The sequence below is a fragment of the Kribbella sp. NBC_00889 genome (assembly GCF_045207705.1).
GTDB lineage: Bacteria > Actinomycetota > Actinomycetes > Propionibacteriales > Kribbellaceae > Kribbella.
Genome location: NZ_CP108783.1, coordinates 4,198,847 through 4,221,394 on the forward strand (window position 1 = coordinate 4,198,847; position 22,548 = coordinate 4,221,394).

Annotated in this window: 18 protein-coding genes; 11 read left to right on the forward strand and 7 right to left on the reverse strand. The window is 67.6% G+C overall.

Going from position 1 to position 22,548, the window contains the following annotated elements; genetic code table 11:
• The first annotated feature begins 13 nt into the window (after positions 1-13).
• Positions 14-814 (forward strand): alpha/beta fold hydrolase, encoded by an 801-nt coding sequence (locus tag OG817_RS20385; protein ID WP_406056846.1) that lies wholly within the window; start codon positions 14-16, stop codon positions 812-814.
• Here OG817_RS20385 and OG817_RS20390 read toward each other — a convergent pair.
• The 4 genes from OG817_RS20390 to coxB all read right to left on the reverse strand — a co-directional run bounded on the left by OG817_RS20390 (position 800) and on the right by coxB (position 5,291).
• Positions 800-1,990: an Ig-like domain-containing protein gene (locus OG817_RS20390; RefSeq protein WP_406056847.1), complete on the reverse strand. Its 1,191-nt coding sequence runs from the start codon at positions 1,988-1,990 to the stop codon at positions 800-802. The two genes, OG817_RS20385 and OG817_RS20390, sit on opposite strands and share 15 nt — an antisense overlap.
• A gap of 237 nt (positions 1,991-2,227) precedes the next feature.
• Entirely contained in the window at positions 2,228-2,623 is a 396-nt protein-coding gene (locus OG817_RS20395) for a cytochrome c oxidase subunit 4 (protein WP_360454715.1), read from the reverse strand.
• Positions 2,620-4,401 carry a cytochrome c oxidase subunit I gene (ctaD, locus tag OG817_RS20400; protein ID WP_406056849.1) on the reverse strand — a complete coding sequence of 594 codons (1,782 nt, stop codon included), beginning with the start codon at positions 4,399-4,401 and terminating at the stop codon, positions 2,620-2,622. The genes OG817_RS20395 and ctaD overlap by 4 nt, the downstream gene beginning before the upstream one ends.
• Positions 4,398-5,291 (reverse strand): cytochrome c oxidase subunit II, encoded by an 894-nt coding sequence (gene coxB, locus OG817_RS20405; protein WP_406056851.1) that lies wholly within the window; start codon positions 5,289-5,291, stop codon positions 4,398-4,400. The genes ctaD and coxB overlap by 4 nt, the downstream gene beginning before the upstream one ends.
• Positions 5,292-5,385: 94 nt before the next feature.
• Between coxB and OG817_RS20410 the strand changes: the two genes are divergently transcribed.
• The 6 genes from OG817_RS20410 (at position 5,386) to pulA (ending at position 14,337) form a co-directional block, all read left to right on the forward strand.
• Entirely contained in the window at positions 5,386-6,501 is a 1,116-nt protein-coding gene (locus OG817_RS20410) for a cysteine desulfurase family protein (protein WP_406056853.1), read from the forward strand.
• Positions 6,498-6,710 (forward strand): sulfurtransferase TusA family protein, encoded by a 213-nt coding sequence (locus tag OG817_RS20415; protein ID WP_396389419.1) that lies wholly within the window; start codon positions 6,498-6,500, stop codon positions 6,708-6,710. The genes OG817_RS20410 and OG817_RS20415 overlap by 4 nt, the downstream gene beginning before the upstream one ends.
• 13 nt (positions 6,711-6,723) lie before the next feature.
• Entirely contained in the window at positions 6,724-7,293 is a 570-nt protein-coding gene (locus tag OG817_RS20420; RefSeq protein ID WP_360454699.1) for a GNAT family protein, read from the forward strand.
• Complete coding sequence (locus tag OG817_RS20425) at positions 7,290-7,850, forward strand: GNAT family N-acetyltransferase (RefSeq protein ID WP_406056855.1); 561 nt, start codon at positions 7,290-7,292, stop codon at positions 7,848-7,850. The genes OG817_RS20420 and OG817_RS20425 overlap by 4 nt, the downstream gene beginning before the upstream one ends.
• Positions 7,847-8,569 (forward strand): SIR2 family NAD-dependent protein deacylase, encoded by a 723-nt coding sequence (locus OG817_RS20430; protein ID WP_406056857.1) that lies wholly within the window; start codon positions 7,847-7,849, stop codon positions 8,567-8,569. Before OG817_RS20425 ends, OG817_RS20430 begins: the two co-directional genes overlap by 4 nt.
• A gap of 74 nt (positions 8,570-8,643) precedes the next feature.
• Positions 8,644-14,337 carry a pullulanase-type alpha-1,6-glucosidase gene (gene pulA, locus OG817_RS20435; RefSeq protein WP_406056859.1) on the forward strand — a complete coding sequence of 1,898 codons (5,694 nt, stop codon included), beginning with the start codon at positions 8,644-8,646 and terminating at the stop codon, positions 14,335-14,337.
• Here pulA and OG817_RS20440 read toward each other — a convergent pair whose 3' ends face one another.
• Both OG817_RS20440 and OG817_RS20445 read right to left on the reverse strand, forming a co-directional pair.
• Positions 14,338-15,315: a serine hydrolase domain-containing protein gene (locus OG817_RS20440; RefSeq protein ID WP_406056861.1), complete on the reverse strand. Its 978-nt coding sequence runs from the start codon at positions 15,313-15,315 to the stop codon at positions 14,338-14,340.
• A 12-nt stretch (positions 15,316-15,327) separates the two neighbouring features.
• Positions 15,328-15,699, reverse strand: a complete 372-nt coding sequence (locus tag OG817_RS20445) for a DoxX family protein (protein WP_406056863.1) — start codon at positions 15,697-15,699, stop codon at positions 15,328-15,330.
• 77 nt (positions 15,700-15,776) lie between these two features.
• Between OG817_RS20445 and OG817_RS20450 the strand changes: the two genes are divergently transcribed.
• Both OG817_RS20450 and OG817_RS20455 read left to right on the forward strand, forming a co-directional pair.
• Complete coding sequence (locus tag OG817_RS20450; RefSeq protein WP_406056865.1) at positions 15,777-16,631, forward strand: RNA polymerase sigma-70 factor; 855 nt, start codon at positions 15,777-15,779, stop codon at positions 16,629-16,631.
• Positions 16,632-16,725: 94 nt separating this feature from the next.
• Positions 16,726-18,126 carry a serine hydrolase domain-containing protein gene (locus OG817_RS20455; RefSeq protein WP_406056867.1) on the forward strand — a complete coding sequence of 467 codons (1,401 nt, stop codon included), beginning with the start codon at positions 16,726-16,728 and terminating at the stop codon, positions 18,124-18,126.
• A gap of 6 nt (positions 18,127-18,132) precedes the next feature.
• On the opposite strand, the gene OG817_RS20460 is transcribed toward OG817_RS20455, so the two are convergent.
• The gene (locus OG817_RS20460; RefSeq protein WP_406056869.1) at positions 18,133-19,134 is read right to left on the reverse strand and encodes a LacI family DNA-binding transcriptional regulator; all 1,002 of its coding nucleotides are present in this window, start codon (positions 19,132-19,134) and stop codon (positions 18,133-18,135) included.
• A gap of 178 nt (positions 19,135-19,312) precedes the next feature.
• Here OG817_RS20460 and OG817_RS20465 point away from each other — a divergent pair, with 178 nt between their 5' ends.
• Both OG817_RS20465 and OG817_RS20470 read left to right on the forward strand, forming a co-directional pair.
• The gene (locus tag OG817_RS20465; RefSeq protein WP_406056871.1) at positions 19,313-20,833 is read left to right on the forward strand and encodes a hypothetical protein; all 1,521 of its coding nucleotides are present in this window, start codon (positions 19,313-19,315) and stop codon (positions 20,831-20,833) included.
• Positions 20,834-20,846: 13 nt separating this feature from the next.
• Positions 20,847-22,421 (forward strand): hypothetical protein, encoded by a 1,575-nt coding sequence (locus OG817_RS20470; protein ID WP_406056873.1) that lies wholly within the window; start codon positions 20,847-20,849, stop codon positions 22,419-22,421.
• Positions 22,422-22,548: the final 127 nt, after the last annotated feature.

Genomic DNA, 22,548 nt, shown 5'->3' on the forward strand with positions numbered 1-22,548 from the left:
CTATTCTCGCGTCATGACCTTCCAGGACGCGTACGACGCTCTCCTCCGCCGCTGGGGTGTCCCGGTGGAACACCTCGACCTCGCCGGCACGCACGTGAACGCGTGCGGCCCGTCGGACGCCCCTCCCCTGGTCTTGCTCGCCGGCCACGGCGCCACGTCAGCGGTCTGGTTCACCGTCGCGCCCCGGCTTGCGGAGCAGTACCGCGTTTATGCTCTCGACCTCCCCGGCGACGCAGGCCGCAGTACGGCGACCCCACCGCGCACGGTGGACGACCTGATGGCCTGGCTGACCGGCGTACTGGATGCGTTGGAGATCCGGCAGGCTGTGCTGTGCGGGCACTCCTACGGCACCCGGATCGCACTCACGTACGCACTCCGGAACCCGGCGCGGGTCAACAGGCTCGTGCTGATCGATCCGACCGACTGCTTCACCGGCCTCAAGCCGAGGTACGTCGCCAGAGCGCTCCCCTCGCTCCTGTGGCCCAGTCCCGCCCGTACGGAGTCGTTCCTGCGTTGGGAGACGCAAGGCCTGCCCGTCGACCCGGACTGGATGCACCTGGCCGGCCTGGCCACTGTCGAGCCCACCACTCGACCGGTCCTGCCGCGCAGGCCCGACGTCCAGCAACTCGAGACCGAGACCCTGGTCGTCGTCGCGGACCGCAGCAAGGCTCACAACCCCGACCAAGTCGCCCGACGAGCCAGTGCCGCCGGGGCGAGCGTCGTACGGATCGCGACCGCCACCCACCACTCACTGCCGGTCCTGCACGCCGACGAAGTGCTCGCCGCCATGCTGGCGCTCTCAGGACAGGGCTGAGCCGGCCTTGTAGTTGGCCCAGGTGGTGTTCCAGTCGGTCCAGCCGTTGCCTGGCTCCATGCGGCGGGTGGTGCCGGTGACGATGACCGGGTCGCCGCGGAGGGTCTGAGCGAAGTACCACTGGGCGTCCTTGAGGCTCATACCGACGCAGCCGTGGCTGACGTTGGCGCTGCCCTGGCTGCCGGCGGACCACGGCGCGCCGTGCATGAACTCGCCGGAGCTCGTCACTCGCTGGGCCCACTTCACGTTGCTGATGTTGTAGTACTCCGGGTCGCCCGGCTTGATGCCGACCGTCGCGGCGTCCATCCGCTTGGTGGGGAACTTCTCCATGATCACCTTCACCCCACTGCGGGTGGTGAAGCCGTCCTTGCCGGCGGTGATCGGGATGGTCCGGGCCAGCTTGCCGTTGATCGTCACCGTCATCGAGTGCGTCTTCACGCTGACGTTGCTGACGACCGACTTGCCGATGCTGAAGGCAATGGTCCGGCTGGCCGTGCCCCACGTATTGCGGCCCGCGTTGACGCCCTGGGTGGCGATGCCGACGGTCACCTTGGTGCCGGCCGGCCAGTAGTTCATCGGCCGGTAGTTGACCTGCGTGCTGCTCACCCAGTGCCAGCTGCCGGTGACCGGGACCGAGGTCTTCACCGACAGGCGCTTCTCGACCGCGGCGCGGTCCTTGACCGGGTTGTTCCAGTAGATCTGGATCGGCATCGCGACGCCGACGGTCTCGCCGTTCAGCGGGGCGACCGAGGCCTTCAGGCTCCTCGCCGCCTTCAGCGTCTCGAACGTCGAGCTGATCGGGACCGTGGCGCCGTCGGTGCCTTCGGCCGTGCCGCTCAGCTTGTACGACGCGCCCGGCTTGAGCTGCGGCGTGGAGGTCCACTTGGTCCGGTCGGTGTTGAAGCTGCCGGTCACCTCGTCGCCGTCGTCGTCCTTGAGGGTGATCGCCTTCAGGCTGCCGACGGTGGTGCTCACGGTCACCGGCTGATCCGGTTTGACCGAGGCCGCACCCTTGGCCGGGACGACCGAGATGCTCGCTGCGGCCGGGTTCTCCGACGGGCTGGACGAGGTGCCCGGGCTGCTCGAGGCACCCGGCGTACCACCGCTCTGTGTGGCCCCCGCCGACGGCGATCCGCCCGCCTCGGTGTCGCTGCACGCGGTGCCCACCAGCAGCATCGCGCAGATCCCCACCATGGCAAGGCCGTGTTTCCTCACCGAACCGCTCAACATTCCCCAGCTCTCCCCTGTTTGCACCAACCGCCGCAAGGGTAACCCGTAGTACCGGAATACCCGCGCAAGCACACCGCCACCACAGTGGTACGGACCACAACGGCCCATTCTCCGGTGGCACCCCTTAAGACGCACGAAAGCGCCATCCGGTTGGCTTCCGGATGGCGCCCGTACGAGCTTCAACTAGTGAGCGTGGTCACCGCGGTAGTACTCGAAGATGAACCCCGACAGCGTGATGATGCCGATGCCGCAGCCGGCGATGAACAGCCACCAGCCGAACACGATGCCGAGGACGACGACCGCCAGGGTCAGCCCGCACCACAGCGGCCACCACGAGTACGGCGGGAAGAAGCCGAGCTCACCGGCACCCTCCACGATCTCGGCTTCCTTGCGGTCCTCCGGCCGGGCGTCCATCCGGCGCGCCGTGATGCTCAGGTAGAACGCCACCAGCAGGGACAGGAAGAACGTCATCGTCAGTGCGGTGGTGCCGGTCGGGTCCTCCGACATCAGCCAGTAGATCGGCGTCACGACCAGCACGAACACGCTCAGGATCCCGAAGACCCAGGCTTCGACCTTCACGCCTTGTCCTTCCCCTCAGCGTCGGTATCGGCCACGACCTGCTCCAGGTGCTCGACCCGGCCCTCGTCCTCACCGGCGTCCAGCAGGTTGTCCGTGCCGGCCCGGTTGTCCGGGTACTCGGCCAGGGCAAGGTCGGCGTGGTGCAGGTCGAACGCGGGGCTTTCGGACCGGATCCGCGGCAGCCGCTCGAAGTTGTGCCGCGGCGGCGGGGAACTGGTCGCCCACTCCAGCGAACGGCCCCAACCCCACGGGTCATCCACGCCCACCAGCGGCGCCTTGCGCGACTTGTAGACGTTGTAGAAGAACGGCAGCATCGACAGGCCGAGGATGAAGGCACCGACGCTGGAGACCTCGTTCAGCGTGGTGAAGCCCTCGTTCGCGCCGTACGACGCGTACCGCCGCGGCATGCCCTCGACACCCAGCCAGTGCTGCACCAAGAACGTGGTGTGGAAACCGATGAACAGCAACCAGAAGTGCAACTTCCCCAGCTTCTCGTCCAGCATCCGGCCCGTGAACTTCGGCCACCAGAAATAGAACCCGGCGAACATCGCGAACACCACGGTGCCGAAGACGACGTAGTGGAAGTGCGCGACCACGAAGTACGAATCGGACAGCTGGTAGTCCAGCGCCGGCGAGGCCAGGATGATGCCGGTCAGACCGCCGAAGAGGAAGGTCGTGAGGAAGCCCACCGACCACAGCATCGGGGTGTCGAACGACACCGAGCCGCCCCAGATCGTGCCTATCCAGTTGAAGAACTTCACCCCGGTAGGCACCGCGATCAAGAACGTCATGAACGAGAAGAACGGCAGGTTCACCGCGCCGGTGACGAACATGTGGTGCGCCCAGACCGCCACCGACAGGACCGCGATACCGAGGGTCGCGGAGACCAGACCGATGTAGCCGAAGACCGGCTTGCGGCTGAACACCGGCAGGATCTCGGTGATGATGCCGAAGAACGGCAACGCGATGATGTACACCTCTGGATGCCCGAAGAACCAGAACAGATGTTGCCAGAGCAATGGCCCGCCGTTCGCGGCATCGAAGACGTGAGCCCCTAGGGCTCGATCCGCCTCCAGCATCAGCAGCGCGCCGGCCAGGATCGGGAACGCGATCAGCACGAGGATCGAGGTGACCAGGATGTTCCAGGTGAAGATCGGCATCCGGAACATCGTCATGCCAGGTGCCCGCATGGTGATGATGGTCGTGACGAAGTTGACCGCACCGAGGATGGTGCCCAGACCGGCCATCCACAGACCCATGATCCACAGGTCACCGCCGATGCCCGGCGAGCGGACCGCGTTGGACAGCGGGGCGTAGGCGAACCAACCGAAGTCGGCCGCGCCGCCCGGGGTGAAGAACCCGCTGATGGTGATCAGGCCGCCGAACAGGAACAGCCAGAAGCTGAACATGTTCAGCCGCGGGAACGCGACGTCCGGGGCACCGATCTGGATCGGCATGATCTCGTTCGCGAAGCCGACGAACAGCGGGGTCGCGAACAGCAGCAGCATGATCGTGCCGTGCATCGTGAAGAGCTGGTTGTAGACCTCTTCGTTCACGATCTGCAGGCCCGGCTTGGCCAGCTCGGCGCGGATGAGCAGAGCCATCACACCGCCGATCAGGAAGAACGCGAACGACGTGATCAGGTACATGTGGCCGATCAGCTTGTGGTCGGTGGTGGTCAGCCACTTGACCGCGATCTGGCCCTTGCTGCGCCGCCGCGGCAACGCGGTGATGCTGGTGCTACCGATAGCGCCGGTGCGCTCGGCGAGGTCGGTCACTTCTCCCCCTCCTGCTCCCCGTGACCGGGGATGGTGGTGGCGTCTTGTCCACCGGTGGCGGCGCCGGTCTGGCCCCTGGCGGCCAGATCACGCAGATGCGCGTCGTACTCGTCCTTGGGTACCACCTTGACGGTGAAGACCATCCGGCTGTGGTAGAGCCCGCAGAGCTCGGCGCACTTGCCGGCGAAGGTGCCGGTCTTGGTCGGGGTCAGCTGGAACTTGTTCGTCCGGCCCGGGATGACGTCGAGCTTGAAGTAGAACGACGGCACCCAGAAGGAGTGGATGACGTCCGGAGAGGTCAGGTCGAACTGGACCGACTCGTCCACCGGCAGCCACAGCTCGGCCGGCTTCTGCAGCGTGCCGGTCTCCCAGACGCCTTCCTGCCCGTCGACGGTGTCCTTGTAGTTGAAGGTCCACTGCCACTGCTGGCCGACCACGTTGATCGTGTGCGACGGGTTGTTCGACATCGCCGTGACCTGGTTGCCGTGCTCGACGGTGTAGAAGAACAGCACGCCGATGATCGCGAACGGCGCCAGCGTGTAGAGCACCTCGAGCGGCAGGTTGTACCGGACCTGCCTGGGAGCCTCGTCGTTGCGCTTGTAGTAGCGCACGGAGACGTACAGGATCAGGCCCCAGACCAGCACACCGACGATCAGCGCCGCGATCCAGGCACCGATCCAGAGGCTGAGGACAGCCTCGGTCCGGTCCGATGCGCCCGGGGGGAGACCGAGTCGTTTCCACTGCTCCTTGGTCGCCGTTGAACAACCGGTCAGCAGCAGGGTGCCGAGCACCACTCCCGCACCGACCAGCAGGCGTCGCTTCGCCGGACGTGTGGCGCCGGCAAGACCTGCCGCGCGCTCGTCCACTCCGGGCGTGCCGTTCGAACCCACGGGGCGCCTTTCCCTTCCCAAGTGAGACTGACGACCAAACACTACTGGACACCTTTCGCGTTCTTGCGCACAGGTAGGGCTTAGCGTTTCCGGTGTGAGTGAGCGTGCGTATCTGGACGCGGCGTCGGCGGAGGCATTACACCCGGCAGCGCGGGAAATGTTGCTCTCGGCAGTCGATTCCGGCTGGGCCGATCCGGTCCGCCTGCACCACGAGGGCCGGACCGCGCGGCTGCTGCTGGACAACGCCCGGGCGGTCCTCGCCGACGCGGTCGGAGTGCGGCCCGACGAACTGTTCCTGACCACCTCCGGTACGGCGGCCATCCACGCGGGGCTGACCGCGGTCACGGCTGCCCGCAGGCGCGTGGGCGCTGCCGTTGTCCACAGTGCCGTCGAGCATTCCGCCGTACTGCACACCGCCGGGGACGCGGGAGTGGAGGTCGGCGTGGACATGGTCGGCCGGGTCGACCTGGATGCATTCAGGGACGCAGTGCGTGCGCCGGGTGTCGCGGTGGCGGCGCTGCAGTCCGCCAACCATGAGGTCGGTACGCGTCAGCCGATCGAGGCAGCCGCCGAGGCGTGTGGCGACGTACCGCTGTTCGTCGACGCGGCCGCGTCCATCGGGCACGACGCCGTACCGACGGGATGGTCGGTGCTAACGGCAAGCGCCCACAAGTGGGGTGGGCCTGCCGGCGTCGGTCTGCTGGCAGTGCGGAAGGGGACCCGGATCGTGCCGGCCTGGCCGATGGACGAGCGCGAGGACGGCCTCTCCCCCGGTTTCCCGGACATCCCGAACACGCTCGCCGCCGCGGCCGCTCTCCAGGCCCGCCTCGCCGAAGCCGCCGACCTGAACAAGAACCACCGCGCCTGGATCGACGAGCTCAGGCAACGAGTGGCCGCCGAGATCCCGGATGTCGAGGTGGTCGGCGACCCCGAAGACCGCTTGCCACACGTGCTCACCTTCTCCTGTCTTTACGTGGACGGCGAGGCACTCGTCACTGCCCTCGACGCGGAGGGCTTCTCGGTCTCCAGCGGTTCGGCCTGTACGTCGAGCACCCTGCGACCGTCCCACGTACTGGCAGCCATGGGCGTCCTCACCCACGGGAACGTCCGCGTCTCGCTGGCCAGGACCACGACGTACCACGAGATCGACCGGTTCTGCACGGTGTTGCCCGGGATCGTGCGACGGATCCGCGCGGAGGTGGGGATGTGAACGTCGACCTGGACTGCCGCGGCCTGCTCTGCCCACTCCCGGTGATCAAGCTGGCCAAGACGCTACCCACCGTCGCGATCGGGGACACCGTCACCGTCCTCGCCGACGACCCGGCCGCCGCCACCGACATCCCAGCCTGGTGCCGGATGCGCTCCCAGGACCTCGTGTCGGCGGACGAAAACAGCTACGTCGTTCGGCGGGTCAGCTGACAGACTGCCGACCGTGAGCGATTTCGCGGTGAAACCGACGCTGACGGGTGAGCTGGTCGTGTTGCGTCCGTTGGACGAGGGCGACTACGACGCGCTGGTGGCGGCGATGGCCGATCCTGAGGTGACCAGGTTCACCGATCCCCATGACGACGGCAGCGGCGTCGAGGAGGAGATGTACCGCGAATGGCTGCGGACCCGGAAGGAGCAGACCGACCGCCTGGACCTGGCGATCGTGTCGAAGGCGACCGGCCGGACCGTCGGTGAGGCAGTGCTGAACAAGTGGAGTCCGGACGACGAGTCGTGCAACTTCCGGATCATGATCGGCGCGGACGGCCGCGGCCAGGGGCTCGGGACCGAAGCGACCCGGATGATCGTCGACTATGCCTTCGAGCGGCTCGGGCTGTACCGGATCTCGCTCACCGTCTTCGCGTTCAACCCGCGCGGGCGGCGAGTGTACGAGAAGGCCGGCTTCGTCGAGGAAGGCCGGCTGCGGCAGGCAGTCGCCCTGGACGGCGAACGCCACGACGACATCATGATGTCGATCCTGGCCCCTGAGTGGCAGACGCTGCGGTCGAAAGCATGACCGACTTCGCGACGAAGCCGACTCTGACCGGTGCGCTCGTCGTACTGCGGCCGTTGGATGAGGGCGACTATGAGCCCATGGCTGCGGCGATGGCTGATCCGGAGGTTGCCCGGCTGACCGGGAGTCACGGCGAGATCGGCGAAGAGCGGGCACGCGAGTGGATGCGAACCCGGCAGGACCAGACCGACCGGCTCGACCTGGCCATCGTGGACAAGGCCACCGGAGCCGTCGTCGGTGAGGCGGTGCTGAACGACTGGGATCCGGACAACCGGTGCTGCAACTTCCGGATCCTGATCGGCCCGGCCGGCCAGGGCCGCGGGCTCGGGACCGAGGCGACCAGGCTGATCGTCGGCTACGGCATCGAGGAGATCGGGCTGCACCGGATCAGCCTCGGTGTGTACGCCTTCAACCCGCGGGCGCAGCGGGCGTACGAGAAGGCCGGCTTCATGGTCGAGGGCCGGCTGCGGGACTCGCTGCTGTGGGAGGGCCAGTGGGTCGACGAGATCGTGATGTCGGTCGTGGCTCCGGACTGGAAGACGCTACGTTCGGAGTCGTGATCCATGCCGACCGTATCGCCGTACTGACCGGAGCCGGGATCTCGACCGCGTCCGGGATCCCCGACTTCCGCGGCCCACAGGGAGTCTGGACGAAGAACCCGGCCGCGCAGGCGATGTTCGACATCGACGAGTACGTCGCCGGCCGCGCGGTCCGCGTGGAGGCATGGAAGCACCGTCTCGCCGTACCGGTCTGGACGATGGAGCCGAACCCGGGCCACCTGGCGCTGGTGGAGCTCGAACGGCAGGGCCGCCTGACCGGACTGATCACCCAGAACGTCGACGGGCTGCATCAGAAGGCCGGCTCATCACCGGACCTCGTCCACGAGCTGCACGGGACGGTCCGCTTCGTCGACTGCCTGGACTGCGGGCGGCGGATCCCGATGGCCGACGTACTCGCCCGGCTGGACGCCGGCGACGAGGACCCTGCCTGCGAGGCGTGCGGCGGCATCCTCAAGTCGGCAACCGTCTCCTTCGGCCAGTCTCTGGACCGCCGCGTCCTCGACGCAGCCGTCGCGGCCACCGAGGCAGCCGATGTGTTCCTGGCCGTCGGCACATCCCTGCAGGTCTACCCGGCCGCCGGCCTCTGCGACATCGCGCTGAACGCCGGCAAACCCCTGATCATCCTCAACGCCGAGCCAACGCCGTACGACGAAGAGGCGACCAGCATCCTGCGCACGCCGATCGAAAGCACTCTGCCACGCCTCGTAACCCGACCGTGACGTTCGAGCCCTCCTCACGGTGAAGGTCGCGGGTTAGCGTCCCGGCAGGCTCAGTCGGCTGGGAGGGGACCGGGATGCGCGGGTTCAGGCGATGGACGGCAGGGTTCACCGCGGTAGCGGTGGTCGTGCTCGGACTCGGTACGGCGGCACCGGCGCCCGCGCAGGTCGCGGCGGATCGGGTGATCACGCTGGCCGGGTCGCTGCAGAACGAGCTCGGCTGCGCGGGCGACTGGGATCCGGGCTGCGCGGCGACCAGTCTTGGCGCGGCCGCGCCGTACGGAGGGGTCTTCGACGTACCGGCCGGCTCGTACGAGTACAAGGTCGCGGTCAACGGGAGCTGGGACGAGAACTACGGCGCCGGCGGGGTGCTGAACGGCCCGAACATCCCATTGCGGATCGAGGGACCGGCCAAGCTCGCCTTCAGCTACGACGACACGAGCCACGTCGTGAGCGTGAAGCCGGTCGACCTGGCCGGGTCGGCAGTGACCCCGGCCGACAAGGCGCTGTCGTCACCGAGCCTGCGCCAGGACCTGACCAAGGAACGGTTCTACTTCCTGATGGCGGACCGGTTCGCCAACGGGGACAAGTCCAACGACGCCGGCGGGCTGACCGGCGACCGGCTGCAGACCGGCCTGGACCCCACCGACAAGGGCTTCTACCACGGTGGCGACCTGACCGGCGTGATCCAGAAGCTCGACTACATCAAGTCCCTCGGTACGACGTCCATCTGGCTCACACCGTCGTTCAAGAACCGGCCGGTTCAGGGCGCCGGTGCCGACGTGAGCGCCGGGTACCACGGCTACTGGATCACCGACTTCACCCAGATCGACCCGCACCTGGGCACCAACGCGGACATGAAACGGCTGATCGACCTGGCCCACCGCAAAGGCATGAAGGTCTTCTTCGACATCATCACCAACCACACCGCGGACGTGATTGCGTACCAGTCCGATCAGTACGGCTACATCTCGAAGTCCACATCGCCGTACAAGGATGCTGCCGGCACCGAGTTCGACGACAAGACCTACGCCGGTGGCGACGTCTTCCCGCCGCTGGACCGGAACACGTCGTTCCCGAACGTTCCGGTGTTCCGCACCCCGGCCGACGAGACCGTGAAGGTGCCGGCCTGGCTGAACGATCCGACGCTGTACCACAACCGCGGCGACTCCACCTTCGCCGGCGAATCGGCGGAGTACGGCGACTTCGTCGGCCTGGACGACCTGTTCACCGAGCAGCCGCGGGTCCGCGACGGGATGATCGACGTCTACCAGAGCTGGGCCGAGTTCGGCATCGACGGGTTCCGGATCGACACGGTCAAGCACGTCAACCTCGAGTTCTGGCAGAAGTTCTCGCCGCAGATCCTGGCCGCGGCCAAGGGCGCCGGCGCGAAGGACTTCTTCATGTTCGGCGAGGTGTTCGACGCCGACCCGAAGTTCATGTCGACGTACACCACGGCCGGTGCGCTGCAGGCCACCCTCGACTTCGGCTTCCAGCAGAACGCGGTGGCGTTCGCGAAGGGCGATCCGAGTACGAAGCTGCGCGACCTCTACGCGAACGACGACTACTACACCGACTCCGACTCGAACGCGTACCAACTGCCGACGTTCCTCGGCAACCACGACATGGGCCGGGTCGGCACGTTCCTCAAGCAGGGCGGTGCGAACGGCCAGGAGTTGCTCGCCCGCGACAAGCTGGCGCATTCGCTGATGTTCCTCACCCGCGGTCAGCCCGTCATCTACTACGGCGACGAGCAGGGCTTCACCGGTCCTGGTGGTGACAAGGACGCGCGGCAGGACATGTTCGCCACGAAGACGACCGACTACACCGACGACGAGATCGTGGACGGCAGCGGTACGACGACGATCGGCAGCCAGGACAGGTACGACGCCAACGCGCCGATGTACAAGCACATCGCGGCGATGCAGAACCTGCGGGCCAAGTACCCGGCGCTGGCCGACGGGCGGCAGGTGCACCGGTACTCGTCGAACTCGGGCGGGCTGTACGCGTTCAGCCGGCTCAGCAGCGACAACGTCGAGTACCTGGTGGTCGCGAACAACTCGTCGTCCGCGGCGTCTGCGACGATCCCGACGTACGGGTCGAACACCTCGTTCAAGCCGGTCTACGGTGGCTCCAAGTCGGTGCGGACCGATCGCGAGGGCCGGGTGCTGCTCAGCCAGGCGCCGCTGTCCGTGACCGTCTATCAGGCGCAGAGCAAGGTGCCGTCGCCGTCCGAGGCACCGGCTGTCTACATGAGCTCGCCGGAGCTCGGTGCGACGGTCGGCGGGCGTGCTGAGATCGCAGCCGCGGTCCCCGCGAACACTCCGGTGACGGTGACCTTCGGCTACCGGCCCGTGGGGACGACTGCGTGGCAGCGGCTCGGGTCTGACGACAACGCGCCGTACCGGGTGTTCCAGGACGTGTCCGGGGTACCGAAGGGGACACTGCTCGAGTACCGCGCGGTGCTGCGGGACGTGTCGGGCCACTACTCGGTGTCCGGGTCGTACGGCGTCGTCGGCGACGCTGCTGCCCTGGGCGGCGGCGGTGGTGGTGGCACCGGTCCGGTCGTGCAGCCCGCCAACGTCAGCGTGCCGGGCGACCACAACAGTGAGATGGGCTGCCAGGCGGACTGGTCGCCGGACTGCAACCAGGCGCAGCTGACGCTCGACCCGAAGGACAAGGTGTGGAAGGGCACCTACACCACCATCCCGGCTGGTGAACACGCCTACAAGGCGGCGATCAACAAGGCGTGGGACGAGAACTACGGTGCCGGTGGCAACCAGAACGGCGCCAACATCTCGTACATCGCGCCGGCCGCCGGACCGGTGACGTTCTACTACGAGCACGGCAGGCACTTCGCCACGTCCAGTGCGGAGGGGCCGATCATCACGGTGCCGGGTTCGTTCCAGTCGGAGCTGGGTTGTCCGGCCGACTGGGATCCGGCCTGCATGCGACCGTGGCTGACAGACGAGAACGGCGACGGCACCTACACCTGGTCCACCAGCGAGCTGAAAGCGGGCAGTTATGAGGCGAAGGTCGCACACAACCTGTCCTTCGACGAGAGCTACCCGGCCAACAACGTTCCGATCACTGTGCCGGCGGACGGCCTGGTCGTCACGTTCTCGTACGTGCTCGCGACCCACGCGCTCACTGTGACGACGTCGAAGCCCGGTGCGCAGCCCGACCTGAGCCAGGCCAAGGCCTACTGGCTCGGCCGCGACCTGCTCGCCGTACCACCGGTTCCACACCCGGAGCGGTCGCGCTGGCGACTGCACTGGTCGGATGACGGCTCTCTGAAGGTGGACGCGGACGACATCGGTGGTGCGTCGGCCGGACTGCGCTATGACAGCGGTGGGATCCCTGCTGCGGTCCTGGCGAAGTTCCCAACGCTCAAGGGGTACACAGCGCTCAGACTGGATCACGCTGACGCCCGCAAGATCCTGACCGGGCAACTCGGGCTCGCCCAGTACGACGACGCCGGGCGTCTGCTCGACGCGACCGGCGTACAGATCCCTGGGGTCCTTGACGACCTGTACGGCAGGTCGGCGGCTGGGCGCTCGTTCGGCGTGACCTGGCAGGGTGGCGCGCCGCGGTTCACGCTGTGGGCGCCGACTGCACAAAAGGTCAATCTGCTGGTCGGATCGCAGACAATCGCCATGCAGCGCGGCGACGACGGATCGTGGTCCGCCAGCGGGCCACGGTCCTGGAAGAACGCCGCCTACCGCTACCAGGTGACCGTGTTCGCACCGTCGACGGGCAAGGTGGAGACCAACGTCGTCACCGATCCGTACTCGGTCGCGCTCACGACCGATTCGGCGTACTCCGTCGCTGTCGATCTGAACGATCCGGCCGGGAAGCCCGCGCTCTGGTCGAGTACGCCGTCGCCGAAGCTCGCGCGTGCGGTCGATTCGACAATCTACGAACTGCATGTCCGCGACTTCTCGATCAGCGACAGCACCGTGCCGGCCGCACACCGTGGCACCTACCTCGCCTTCGCGGACGAGGGCAACGGGACGAAGCATCTGCGTGCGCTCGCGGCAGCCGGGCTCAACACCGTGCACCTGTTGCCGACATTCGACATTGCATCGATCCCGGAGACCGGGCAGCAATCGCCTGCGTGTGATCTGAAGGCGCTGCCGCCGGACTCCGAGCAGCAGCAGGCCTGCGTGACCGCGGTCGCGGCGAAGGACGGCTTCAACTGGGGCTACGATCCGTACCACTGGCTCGCGCCCGAAGGTTCGTACGCGACCCAGCGCGACGGTCTCGCCCGCGTCGCCGAGTTCCGAACGATGGTCGGCGGACTGCACAAGTCCGGGCTGCGCGTCGTACTCGATCAGGTCTACAACCACACCCCGGCGGCCGGTCAGGCGCCGACGTCGGTGCTGGACAAGGTCGTGCCCGGGTACTACCAACGGCTCAACGCGACCGGGAAGGTCGAGACGTCGACCTGCTGCAGCAACATCGCGACCGAGCACGCGATGGCCGAGAAGATCATGGTCGACAGCACGGTCAGCTGGGCCCGGAACTACCGCGTCGACGGGTTCCGGTTCGACCTGATGGGTCACCACAGCAAGGCCAACATGCTGAAGGTCCGGGCCGCGCTCGACCAACTGACCCTCGCCAAGGACGGTGTCGACGGCAAGAAGATCTACCTGTACGGCGAGGGCTGGAACTTCGGCGAAGTAGCGAACGACGCGCTGTTCGTCCAGGCCCGGCAGGGGAACCTCGGGGGCACCGGCATCGGCACGTTCTCCGACCGGCTCCGGGACGCGGTCCGCGGTGGCGGTCCGTTCGACGAGAACCCGCGGATCCAGGGATTCGGCTCCGGCGCAGCGAGCGACCCGAACGGCGACCCGGTGAACGGCTCGGAAGCGGCTCGCGCGAAACGGCTCGCCCACGACACCGACCTCGTCCAACTCGGTCTGGCCGGCAATCTGCGCGCGTTCAGCTTCACCTCCGCCGAGACCGGTGCGGTCGTCCGCGGCGACGGGGTCGACTACAACGGTTCGCCGGCGGGGTACGCCGACCAGCCGGACGAGGTGATCACGTACGTCGATGCCCACGACAACGAGACGTTGTGGGACTCACTGACCTACAAGTTGCCGCCGGCAATGACGATGCTGGACCGGATCCGGATGAACACGATGTCGCTGGCAACGACCGCGCTGGCGCAGACCCCGTCGTTCTGGCACGCCGGTGCGGACATGCTGCGGAGCAAATCGCTGGATCGCAACTCGTACGACTCCGGCGACTGGTTCAACACGCTCGACTGGACCGGCGCCGACAACGGCTTCGGCCACGGCCTGCCGCCGAAGCCGGACAACGAGGCCAAGTGGCAGTACATGCGCGTACTCCTCGCCAACCCAGCCCTGAAGCCGACCGCCGCGGACGTCGCGACGGCCTCCGCCGCGGCGGACGACCTCCTCAAGCTCCGCTTCTCCACTCCCCTGTTCCGCTTGGGCTCCGCGGACCTGATCAACCAGAAACTCAGCTTCCCCCTGAGCGGCACAACCCCCGGCGTCGTCACCATGCACATCGACGACACCACCGGCCCCGACGTCGACCCGTCCCTGAAGGGCGTCGTGGTCGTCTTCAACACCACCGGCTCCCCCGTCACCCAGACAATCCCCGCCCTGGCCGGCCAGTCCCTCTCCCTCTCCTCCATCCAGTCCACCGGCTCGGACCCTGTCGTCAAACAAACAACCTGGACCCCCGGCACCGGCACAGCCACGGTTCCACCCCGCACGGTCGCCGTACTCGTGCAGCGATAGTCACCCGAGGAGACCGGCCAGCACCTGGTCGGTCTCCGGTGGATTGGCGTTGGTGCCTGTGTAGGACAGGGTGAGCTGCTTGGACAGGTCGGCGGAGTGGTAGCTGACGGTCAGGTAGCCGAAGAATCCGCCGGTGTGGCCCCACACGACCTGACCGTCAGGCAGCTCGTGCCGTTCGATGCCGAGGCCGTAGCCGTAGCGTTCGCCTGACGGTACGACGGTCAGCATCGCCTCCTGCTCAGCCTTCGCCAGTAGCTCACCGGCCAGCACGGCCGCGTAGAAGCGGTCGAGATCCGCGGCTGTCGAGACGATCGCTCCGGCCGCCCAGGCCTGGGACGGGTTGATCCGCGCCAGGTCCACCGGTTCGCCGTCGACGGTCAAGTAGGCGCTGGCGTGTGGGTCAGGCAGGTCCAGGTCGTCCCCTGGCACTACGGTCCGCTGGAGCCCGAGGGGTCGCAGGATCCGGCTCGCCACCTCATCGCCGTACCCGCTGCCCGTCGCGGCCTCGATCAGCAGCCCGAGGGCGATGTAGTTGATGTTCGAGTACGACCAGGAGCTTCCCGGCTCGAACAGCCTCGGCTTCCCGAGTCCCGTCCGCAGCGCGTCCTGCGGATCGCGGTGCCGGAAGCGATTCCGGACGATCGCGGCCGGCTCCGGGAGATCGTCGGTGTAGTTGTAGAGCCCACTCGTGTGATTGAGCAACTGCCGCAGGCTGATCGTGTCCGGCACACCGGGTACCCACTTCGCCACCGATTCGTCGAGTCGCAGCTTGCCCTCGCCCACCAGCTGCAGCACCACGACGGCCGTGAACGTCTTCGTGATGCTCCCGACCCGGAACCACCCGTCCGGGTCGACCGGCCGATCGGTGCCGAGCTCCGCCACGCCGCTGGAGCCGATCCAGGTCTGTTCGGGAGACCGGTAGTGCAGGAGCACCCCTGCCGCGCCGTCGGTCACCAACGAGTCGAGGTACGTCTGCATGCCCCCACTGTGTCAGGTCAGGGTGGCGAAGCGGCTGGCGGCTACGAAGGCGGCGAGGGCCAGGATGGTGGTGTTGGCGGCTACTGGTTTGGGTTCCCGGAGGGAGGCGTGGGAGGTCGCGGCGCCGATCATGACGAAGGCGAGGCCGACCGCAGCCAGCGGCGTGAGGACGCGGGCTGTGTCGGTCAGCCACGGCGCGAAGAGACCGGCGACGGCGAACAACTCGCAGATCGCGACGGCCCGAACGAGGGGCATCGGGAACGGCGCGATGCCGGTCTGACCGGTCGCGATCAGGCGATCGCGGGACATCGTGGACTTGGCGACACCGGAGACCGTGAAGACCACGGCCAGGACGCCGGTGAAGATCCAGGTGACTGTGTTCATGTGGATTGCAGACGATCGGACAATCGATCGTGTGACAGTGTCACGGAGAGACCGCCTCGATCGTCTGTGAAGGTGTGATGGAGGAACTCAGGCCACTGCTGCTGTCGATCGCGTACCGGATGCTGGGGAGCTTCGGCGACGCGGAGGACATCGTCCAGGAGGCCTATCTCCGGCTGCACCGCGAAGAGGACGTCGAGTCACCGAAGGCGTTCCTCACCACCGTCACGACCCGGCTCGCGATCGACCAACTGCGGTCCGCGCGCCGCAAGCGCGAGCTGTACGTCGGCCCGTGGCTGCCCGAACCCGCCGTCGACGAATACGTCGACCTCGCCGACCGAGCCGCGCTGTCGGACTCGCTGTCGACCGCGTTCCTCGTCGTCCTCGAGCGGCTCTCCCCCGACCAGCGTGCGGTGTTCCTCCTCTGCGACGTCTTCGGCTACCCGTACGACGAGGTCGCGGGCATGATCGGCAAGACCCCGTCAGCCTGCCGCCAACTCGCCGTACGCGCGCGCCGCCGGCTCGCCGACGAGCGCCCGCGCTTCGACGCCTCCCGTCAGGAAAGAGACGAGCTCGTACGGCGCTTTGTTGCGGCGGCGCAGCGTGGTGAGCTCGAGGAGTTGGTCGAGTTGCTGACACCGGACGCGACGTTCACCGGCGACGGCGGAGGGAAGGGTGGATTCCCCCGGCCGGTGCATGGTGCGCAGAACGTCGCCCGGATGCTGGTCGGTGCCTTCGTCAAACTTCGCGGTCTTGAGCTGACGGTCGAGCCAGTGCACGTCGGCGGTCAGCCCGCAGTCCGCGTCCGCGACGTCGCGAACCGCACGGCCGCCGTCTGGTCCTTCGTCGTTGCCGAGGGCCAGATCACCACCATCCACGGCGTGGTCAACCCCGACAAGCTCGACCACCTCCAACCGTCAGAGCACCAGAGCTGACGACCCATCGTCGGCCACGGCGTCCAAGATCACGGCTGCCCGCCTGGTAGAACGCACCTGATATTTGTCCGATCGGGGAGATAACGTGCCTGGGGTGAGTAGCCTTCCACGGAGTACCCCAGAGGACCAGGGACTGTCCAGTGCCGCGCTCGACACCTTTGTCGCCGCACTGGACGCGTCCGAGCCGGAGATCCAGACCGTGATGCTGCTGCAGCACGGTCACGTCGTACTCGAGGAGGAATGGTCGCCGTACCGGCTGACCGATCCGCATCTGCTGTTCTCGGTGTCGAAGAGCTTCACCTCGACCGCGATCGGTCTCGCGATCGACTCCGGCCTGCTGACGCTGGACGACAAGGTGATCTCGTTCTTCGGGGCCGATGAGCTGCCGGAGACGATCAGCGACAACCTGGCCGCGATGACGGTCCGGCATCTGCTCACCATGACGACCGGCCACAGCGAGGACACCGTCGCGGCGCTCTCGCGGGACCGCCGGATGGTCAAGATCTTCCTCGGCCTCGACGTCGACCACGAGCCGGGCACGGTGTTCGTCTACAACAGCGGCGCGACGTACATGCTGTCCGCGATCCTGCAGCGGCTGACCGGTGAGCGGCTGTTCGACTATCTGAAGCCGCGGCTGTTCGAGCCGCTCGGGATCACCGAGGCGACCTGGCAGGTGTCGAGGGAGGGCATCACCGTCGGCGGCTGGGGGCTGAGCATCAACACCGAGTCACTGGCGAACTTCGGGCAGCTCCTGCTGCAGCACGGCGCCTGGGAGGGCAAGCAACTCGTCCCGGCCGAGTGGTACGAGGCTGCGACCTCCAAGCAGGTGCCCAACGACCATCAGGAGAACCCGGACTGGCAGCAGGGTTACGGCTTCCAGTTCTGGCGCGGGCGGAACAACACCTACCGCGGCGACGGCGCGTTCGGTCAGTTCGTCATGGTCCTCCCCGACCACGACGCTGCCCTGATCGTCACCAGCGCGACGGGCGACATGCAGGCCATCGTCGACACGGTCTGGGACCACCTGCTTCCCGCGCTCGAGGGCAAGGAGGTCACGCCCGTGGCCCGGCCCGATCGGCTCGAGCTAGCGCCGCCGACCGGTCCTGCGCCGGCGGGCGGCGACGGGCAGACGTACCGGTTCGCGGAGAACATCGCCGGGCTGGCCGCGGTTCGCCTCGACCCCGACGGGACCGGCACGTTCTCGCTGCTCGGTGTCGAGCGGGATTCGGACGGGCCGACCGACATCGTGTGCGCGGTCGGCGACTGGCGTGAGCAGTCGAGTCACGGCGTACTCCTGGACGCGGTCGCCCCGGAGGTGCAGCGCGTCGTGACCAGTGCCTACGGTGACGGCGACGCGTTCGTCGCGACGATCCGTTGGCTCGAGACGCCGTTCGTCGCGAAGCTCGCCTGCCGCACAGCCGACGGGCGGATGACGATCGACGTCAACCTCAACGTGTCCTTCGGCCCGACCGAATTGACGTTCACATCGGAGTGACGATCGTCAGTCGGCGGGTGCGGCCGTCGACTGCCGAACGACGAGCGACGCGGGCAGGAGCTCCTCCTGGGGCACCTGCCCGGTCTCCAGTTGCTGATGGAGACCGGCCCAGGCACGGCGGCCGAGCTCCTCCTTCGGCAGACTGACGGTGGTCAGCGGTGGCCCGAGGAACGCGGCGACCGGGATGTCGTCGAACCCGACAACGGACAGCCGCGACGGCACGTCCATCTCGAGCTCCCGCAGCCGGGCCAGCGCACCGATCGCCACCAGGTCGTTGAAGGCGATCACCGCCGTCACGCCCTGATCGAGCAGCTCGGGCAGCTTGGCGTGACCGTCGTCGCTCGTCGACCCCGCCTCCGTTGACGACACCTTGACCCCGAGGTCCGCGGCCGCCGTACTCAGGCCCTGTCGCCGCAGGCCGTCCGACCACGACGTGCCAGGACCTCCGAGGTAGCCGATCTGCCGGTGACCGAGCTCGGCGAGGTGCGCGACGGCCTGGCGCATGCCCGCCGCCGAGTCGATCCCCACGGTCCCGAACGGCAGGGCGCCCACCGAGCGGTTCGTGCACACGATCGGTACGCCGAGCGCCGGCAACGTCGCGAGACTGCTCTGCGGCATCCGCGGTGAACACAGGATGATGCCGTCGCAACTACCCGCCAACTGAGCCACGAGCTGCAGTTCCTGATCGGCGTCCTCACCGGAATCCACCACCAGCAAGCGATGATCACCGGCCGACACCTCCTCGGCCAATCCCTTGAGCACGTGCGGGAAGAACGGGTTCGCCAGATCGGGGACGACGACGCCGATCGTGCTGGTCACGCCGCGCCGGAAGTCCCGGGCGACCATGTTCGGCCGGTAGCCGAGCTCGGTCGCCGCCTTCCGCACCCGGGTCGCCAGCACCTCGTCGGCGACCGGTCGCCCGTTCAGCACCCGCGACACGGTCGAGATCGACACCTCGGCCTGACGCGCGATATCGACGATCGTCGTGCGCTTCCCGGATCTGGTCACGGTCCTCCCCACACAGGTCTGCGGGCACGAGGCTACCCGCAGCGCGCGGTCAGCGAGCCGCGGGAAGTTCGTCACGCCCGAGGGGTTGACATGGTCAGAATCTCACAGAAGTCTAATCAGACAACGTTTTCTCAGCCACTCCGGTGCCCGCGGCCGGAGCCTCCCCAGAGGTTGAATGATGAGCCGACGCCGCCCCAGGCGCCGGGCGGTCGTTGCCGCCCTCGCGCTGTTCGCCCTCCCCCTGACCTTGCTCGCACCCAGCACTCCGCACGCCGGTGCCGCGCCCGTGGCCGACGTACTCCCCGCTGCGCCGACGGCGGTGGCGCGCGACTTCGTCGGGCTGAGCATCGAGTGGTCGCTGATCGAGCGCTACATGGGTCCGACCGCCCGGCCGGCGTTCGTCCAACTGCTGCGGAACCTCGGCAGTGGCGTACTGCGCATCGGCGGTTCGTCCCAGGATCTGATGCCGTTCGACCCGGCCGCACCGAACACCGACGAGATCATCACGCCCGAGGATCTGCGCAGCATCCGCGCGACGCTCGACCAGGCGAGCCACGGCCACGACGCCTGGCGGGTTGTGCTCGGCACGGCGATGTCACCGCCGAAGGAGACGCGGCCGTTCGTCAGCCCTGAGCACGCCAAGGCGTTCGCGACCGCGGTCCGCCAGACCTTCCGGCCCGGCCAGGTGACCGGCATCGAACTCGGCAACGAGCCCGATCTGTCGTACGGCACCTCCGGCCTCGACCGGTACGTCGCGGACCTGCCCGTGTACGCCGCGGCGATCAGCCCGACCAAGGCGATCACACCGAACACGAGCGAGGACATCCTGCCCTGGCAGCAGATCCACGAACGTACAGTCCCGACTCGATGGTTCTGGAACTGGCAGCAGATCCTCGACACCCAGCGTCCGGTCCACAGCAGCGACCATTTCTATCCGCTCGCGCGGACCTGTGTGAACAAGCCGTACCGCTGCCCGTCCATCCCCGCGCTCCTGTCCGCAGAGCACCTCGCGAGCCTCGACTACCAGGTAGCGGTCCATAGCGCCGACGCGGCTCAGCGCGGCCTGACCTACCGCCTCGAGGAGACCAACACGGCCGCAGGTCGTGGCGCGGATGGCGTGAGCAACGTGGCCGCGAGTGCGACGTACGCCGTGGACATGATGTTCCACGTCGCCTGCCCGCAGCCGCCGGACCAACCCGGTAGTAATACCGACTGCCGAATCGGCGGGGTCGGCGTCAACCTGCACAACGCCGAGGTCCGCGCGTTCTTCGAACCCGAGGAAGGCAACGGCTACTACAACGCCGTCAACTACGACCCGTCCCCAGCGATCGGTGCACCCACCGCACAACCGGAGTACTACGCTCTGCTCCTGTTCTCGCACTTCGTTCAGGGCGCAATGACGCTGCGGCCGGTCGACACCGGCACCGAGGTCCAGGGGTGGCGCGCCGACGGCCGCCTGGTCCTGATCAACAAGACCGACCAGCCGATCACTGTCGCGACACCACGTGGCTTCGTCGACCGGTTGACGCCGTACGACCCGACCGGTGCCGGCCGGATGCTCGACGCGCCACAGGTCCGCATCGACGGGCAGGCGGTCCGGGCCGACGGCAGTTGGCCCGGGTTCCGGCCTCGGCTCACCCATCAGACCGCCACCACCCTCGTGCCCGGCGAGGTCGTTGTCATCAGCAATCATCCGTGAGGAGACCGCCCCGATGAGATCCCTGCTCGCCACCACCCTGGCGGTGGCGCTCGCCAGTACCGGAACGCTGGTCGCCGGCGCCGCCCTGCCACCCACCAGCGACACACCGCCGGCCCCCAGCGAGGTTCGGCTGACCGTCAACAGCGACCGGACCAACGCCTCGATCACCGGTGACAACCAAGGCTTCTCGGTCGAGTCCGCCGACTTCGCGCACGGATACCTGACCCGCCAACGCATGGCGCAGCGGCTGAAGACCCTCGGACCGGGCGTACTGCGCCTCGGCGGCTACTCGATGGATCTGGTCTGGCCGGCATTCGGCGCCGCGAAGGACACTCCGGCGCCCGATTGGGCGATCGGTGGCACCGTCGACCAGGGCGACCTCATCCAGCTCCGTTCCCTGCTGCACGAGTCCGGCTGGAAGGTCACTCTGGGAGCGCCGCTGCTCTCGGTGCTCAACGGACAGGTCACTCTCGACCAAGTCATCGAGGAGGTCGCTGCCGCCCACGCGACGCTCGGCGACGACCTGCTCTCGGTTGAACTGGGCAACGAGTACGACCACGTCACGACGCTGACGCCGGCTCAGTACTGGGAGACGATGAAGCAGTACGCCGCGGCGATCCAGCAACGGTTGCCATACGCAACGATAAAGCTGACCGGGCCATCGGCGAACACCGCGAAGACGAACACGAAACTGGACGCGTTCACCGCTGCCGTCGCCGCGGACACCAGCGTCAAGCCCGACCAGGTGATCAGTGAGATCGCCTCGCACTGGTACCCGGGCAGCCATTGCGGCTCGTCCAACCTGACCATCCCGCAGTTGATGTCGGCCACGACACACCTCAACACCGACGCCAAACTGCAGGGCATCATGCAGCTGAGCAGTCGGCTGCCGCGCATCCCGATGACGATCAACGAATCCAACAGCGCGTCGTGCAGCGGTCAGCCCGGCGTCAGCACCAGCTACGCGACGTCCCTGTGGTCGCTCGACTACCTGCTCCAGACTGCTCAGAGCGGTGTGAGCCGAGTGCAGTTCCACACCAACACAGCCGCCATCTGTGGTGACTTCAAGCCGCGCGACTCGCCGGAGTACCCGATCTCGTACCGGTACTACGGCGCGTTCTGCGCCGCCGATCAGGCCGCGATGGACAAGGGCGAGCTGTCCGCGACACCGCTGTACTACGGCATCTGGGCGTTCCGTCAGGTGCCTCGCGGCCGCTTCGTCGACCTCGGCCTGCCGGACACCGAGCTCGGCAAGCTGCGGGCGTACGGCGTCGAGGATCGGCACGGCGACCTGACCGTCGTACTGATCAACGTCCAGGACCCGGCCGCGGCGGACAGCACCGCCTCGCGCGTCACGCTCGACCTACCCTCGCGGTTCCGTCACGGCAAGAGCGTCACGCTGCGATCGAGCGACGCCGCGGGCCTCGCCTCGTCGGACGCCTCGAAGGTCACGCTCGGCGACCGGCAGATCCGTCCGAACGGCACGGCCACCGGCTCACCGGTCGGCCAGCGGGTCCCGGTGGACGGCAACTCACTCACCGCCACGGTCCAGGCAGGCACCGCACAACTCATCACCTTGACTCGCTGACCCCTCCCTCGGCGTGCGTCGTGCCCCGGCCTGGCGGGGCACGACGCACGCGCGTGACGTGGATCACGTCACAACGCGCCGCCGGCGCGTGTCCTCCGGGTCGTACCAACAGACGACGGAGGAATGA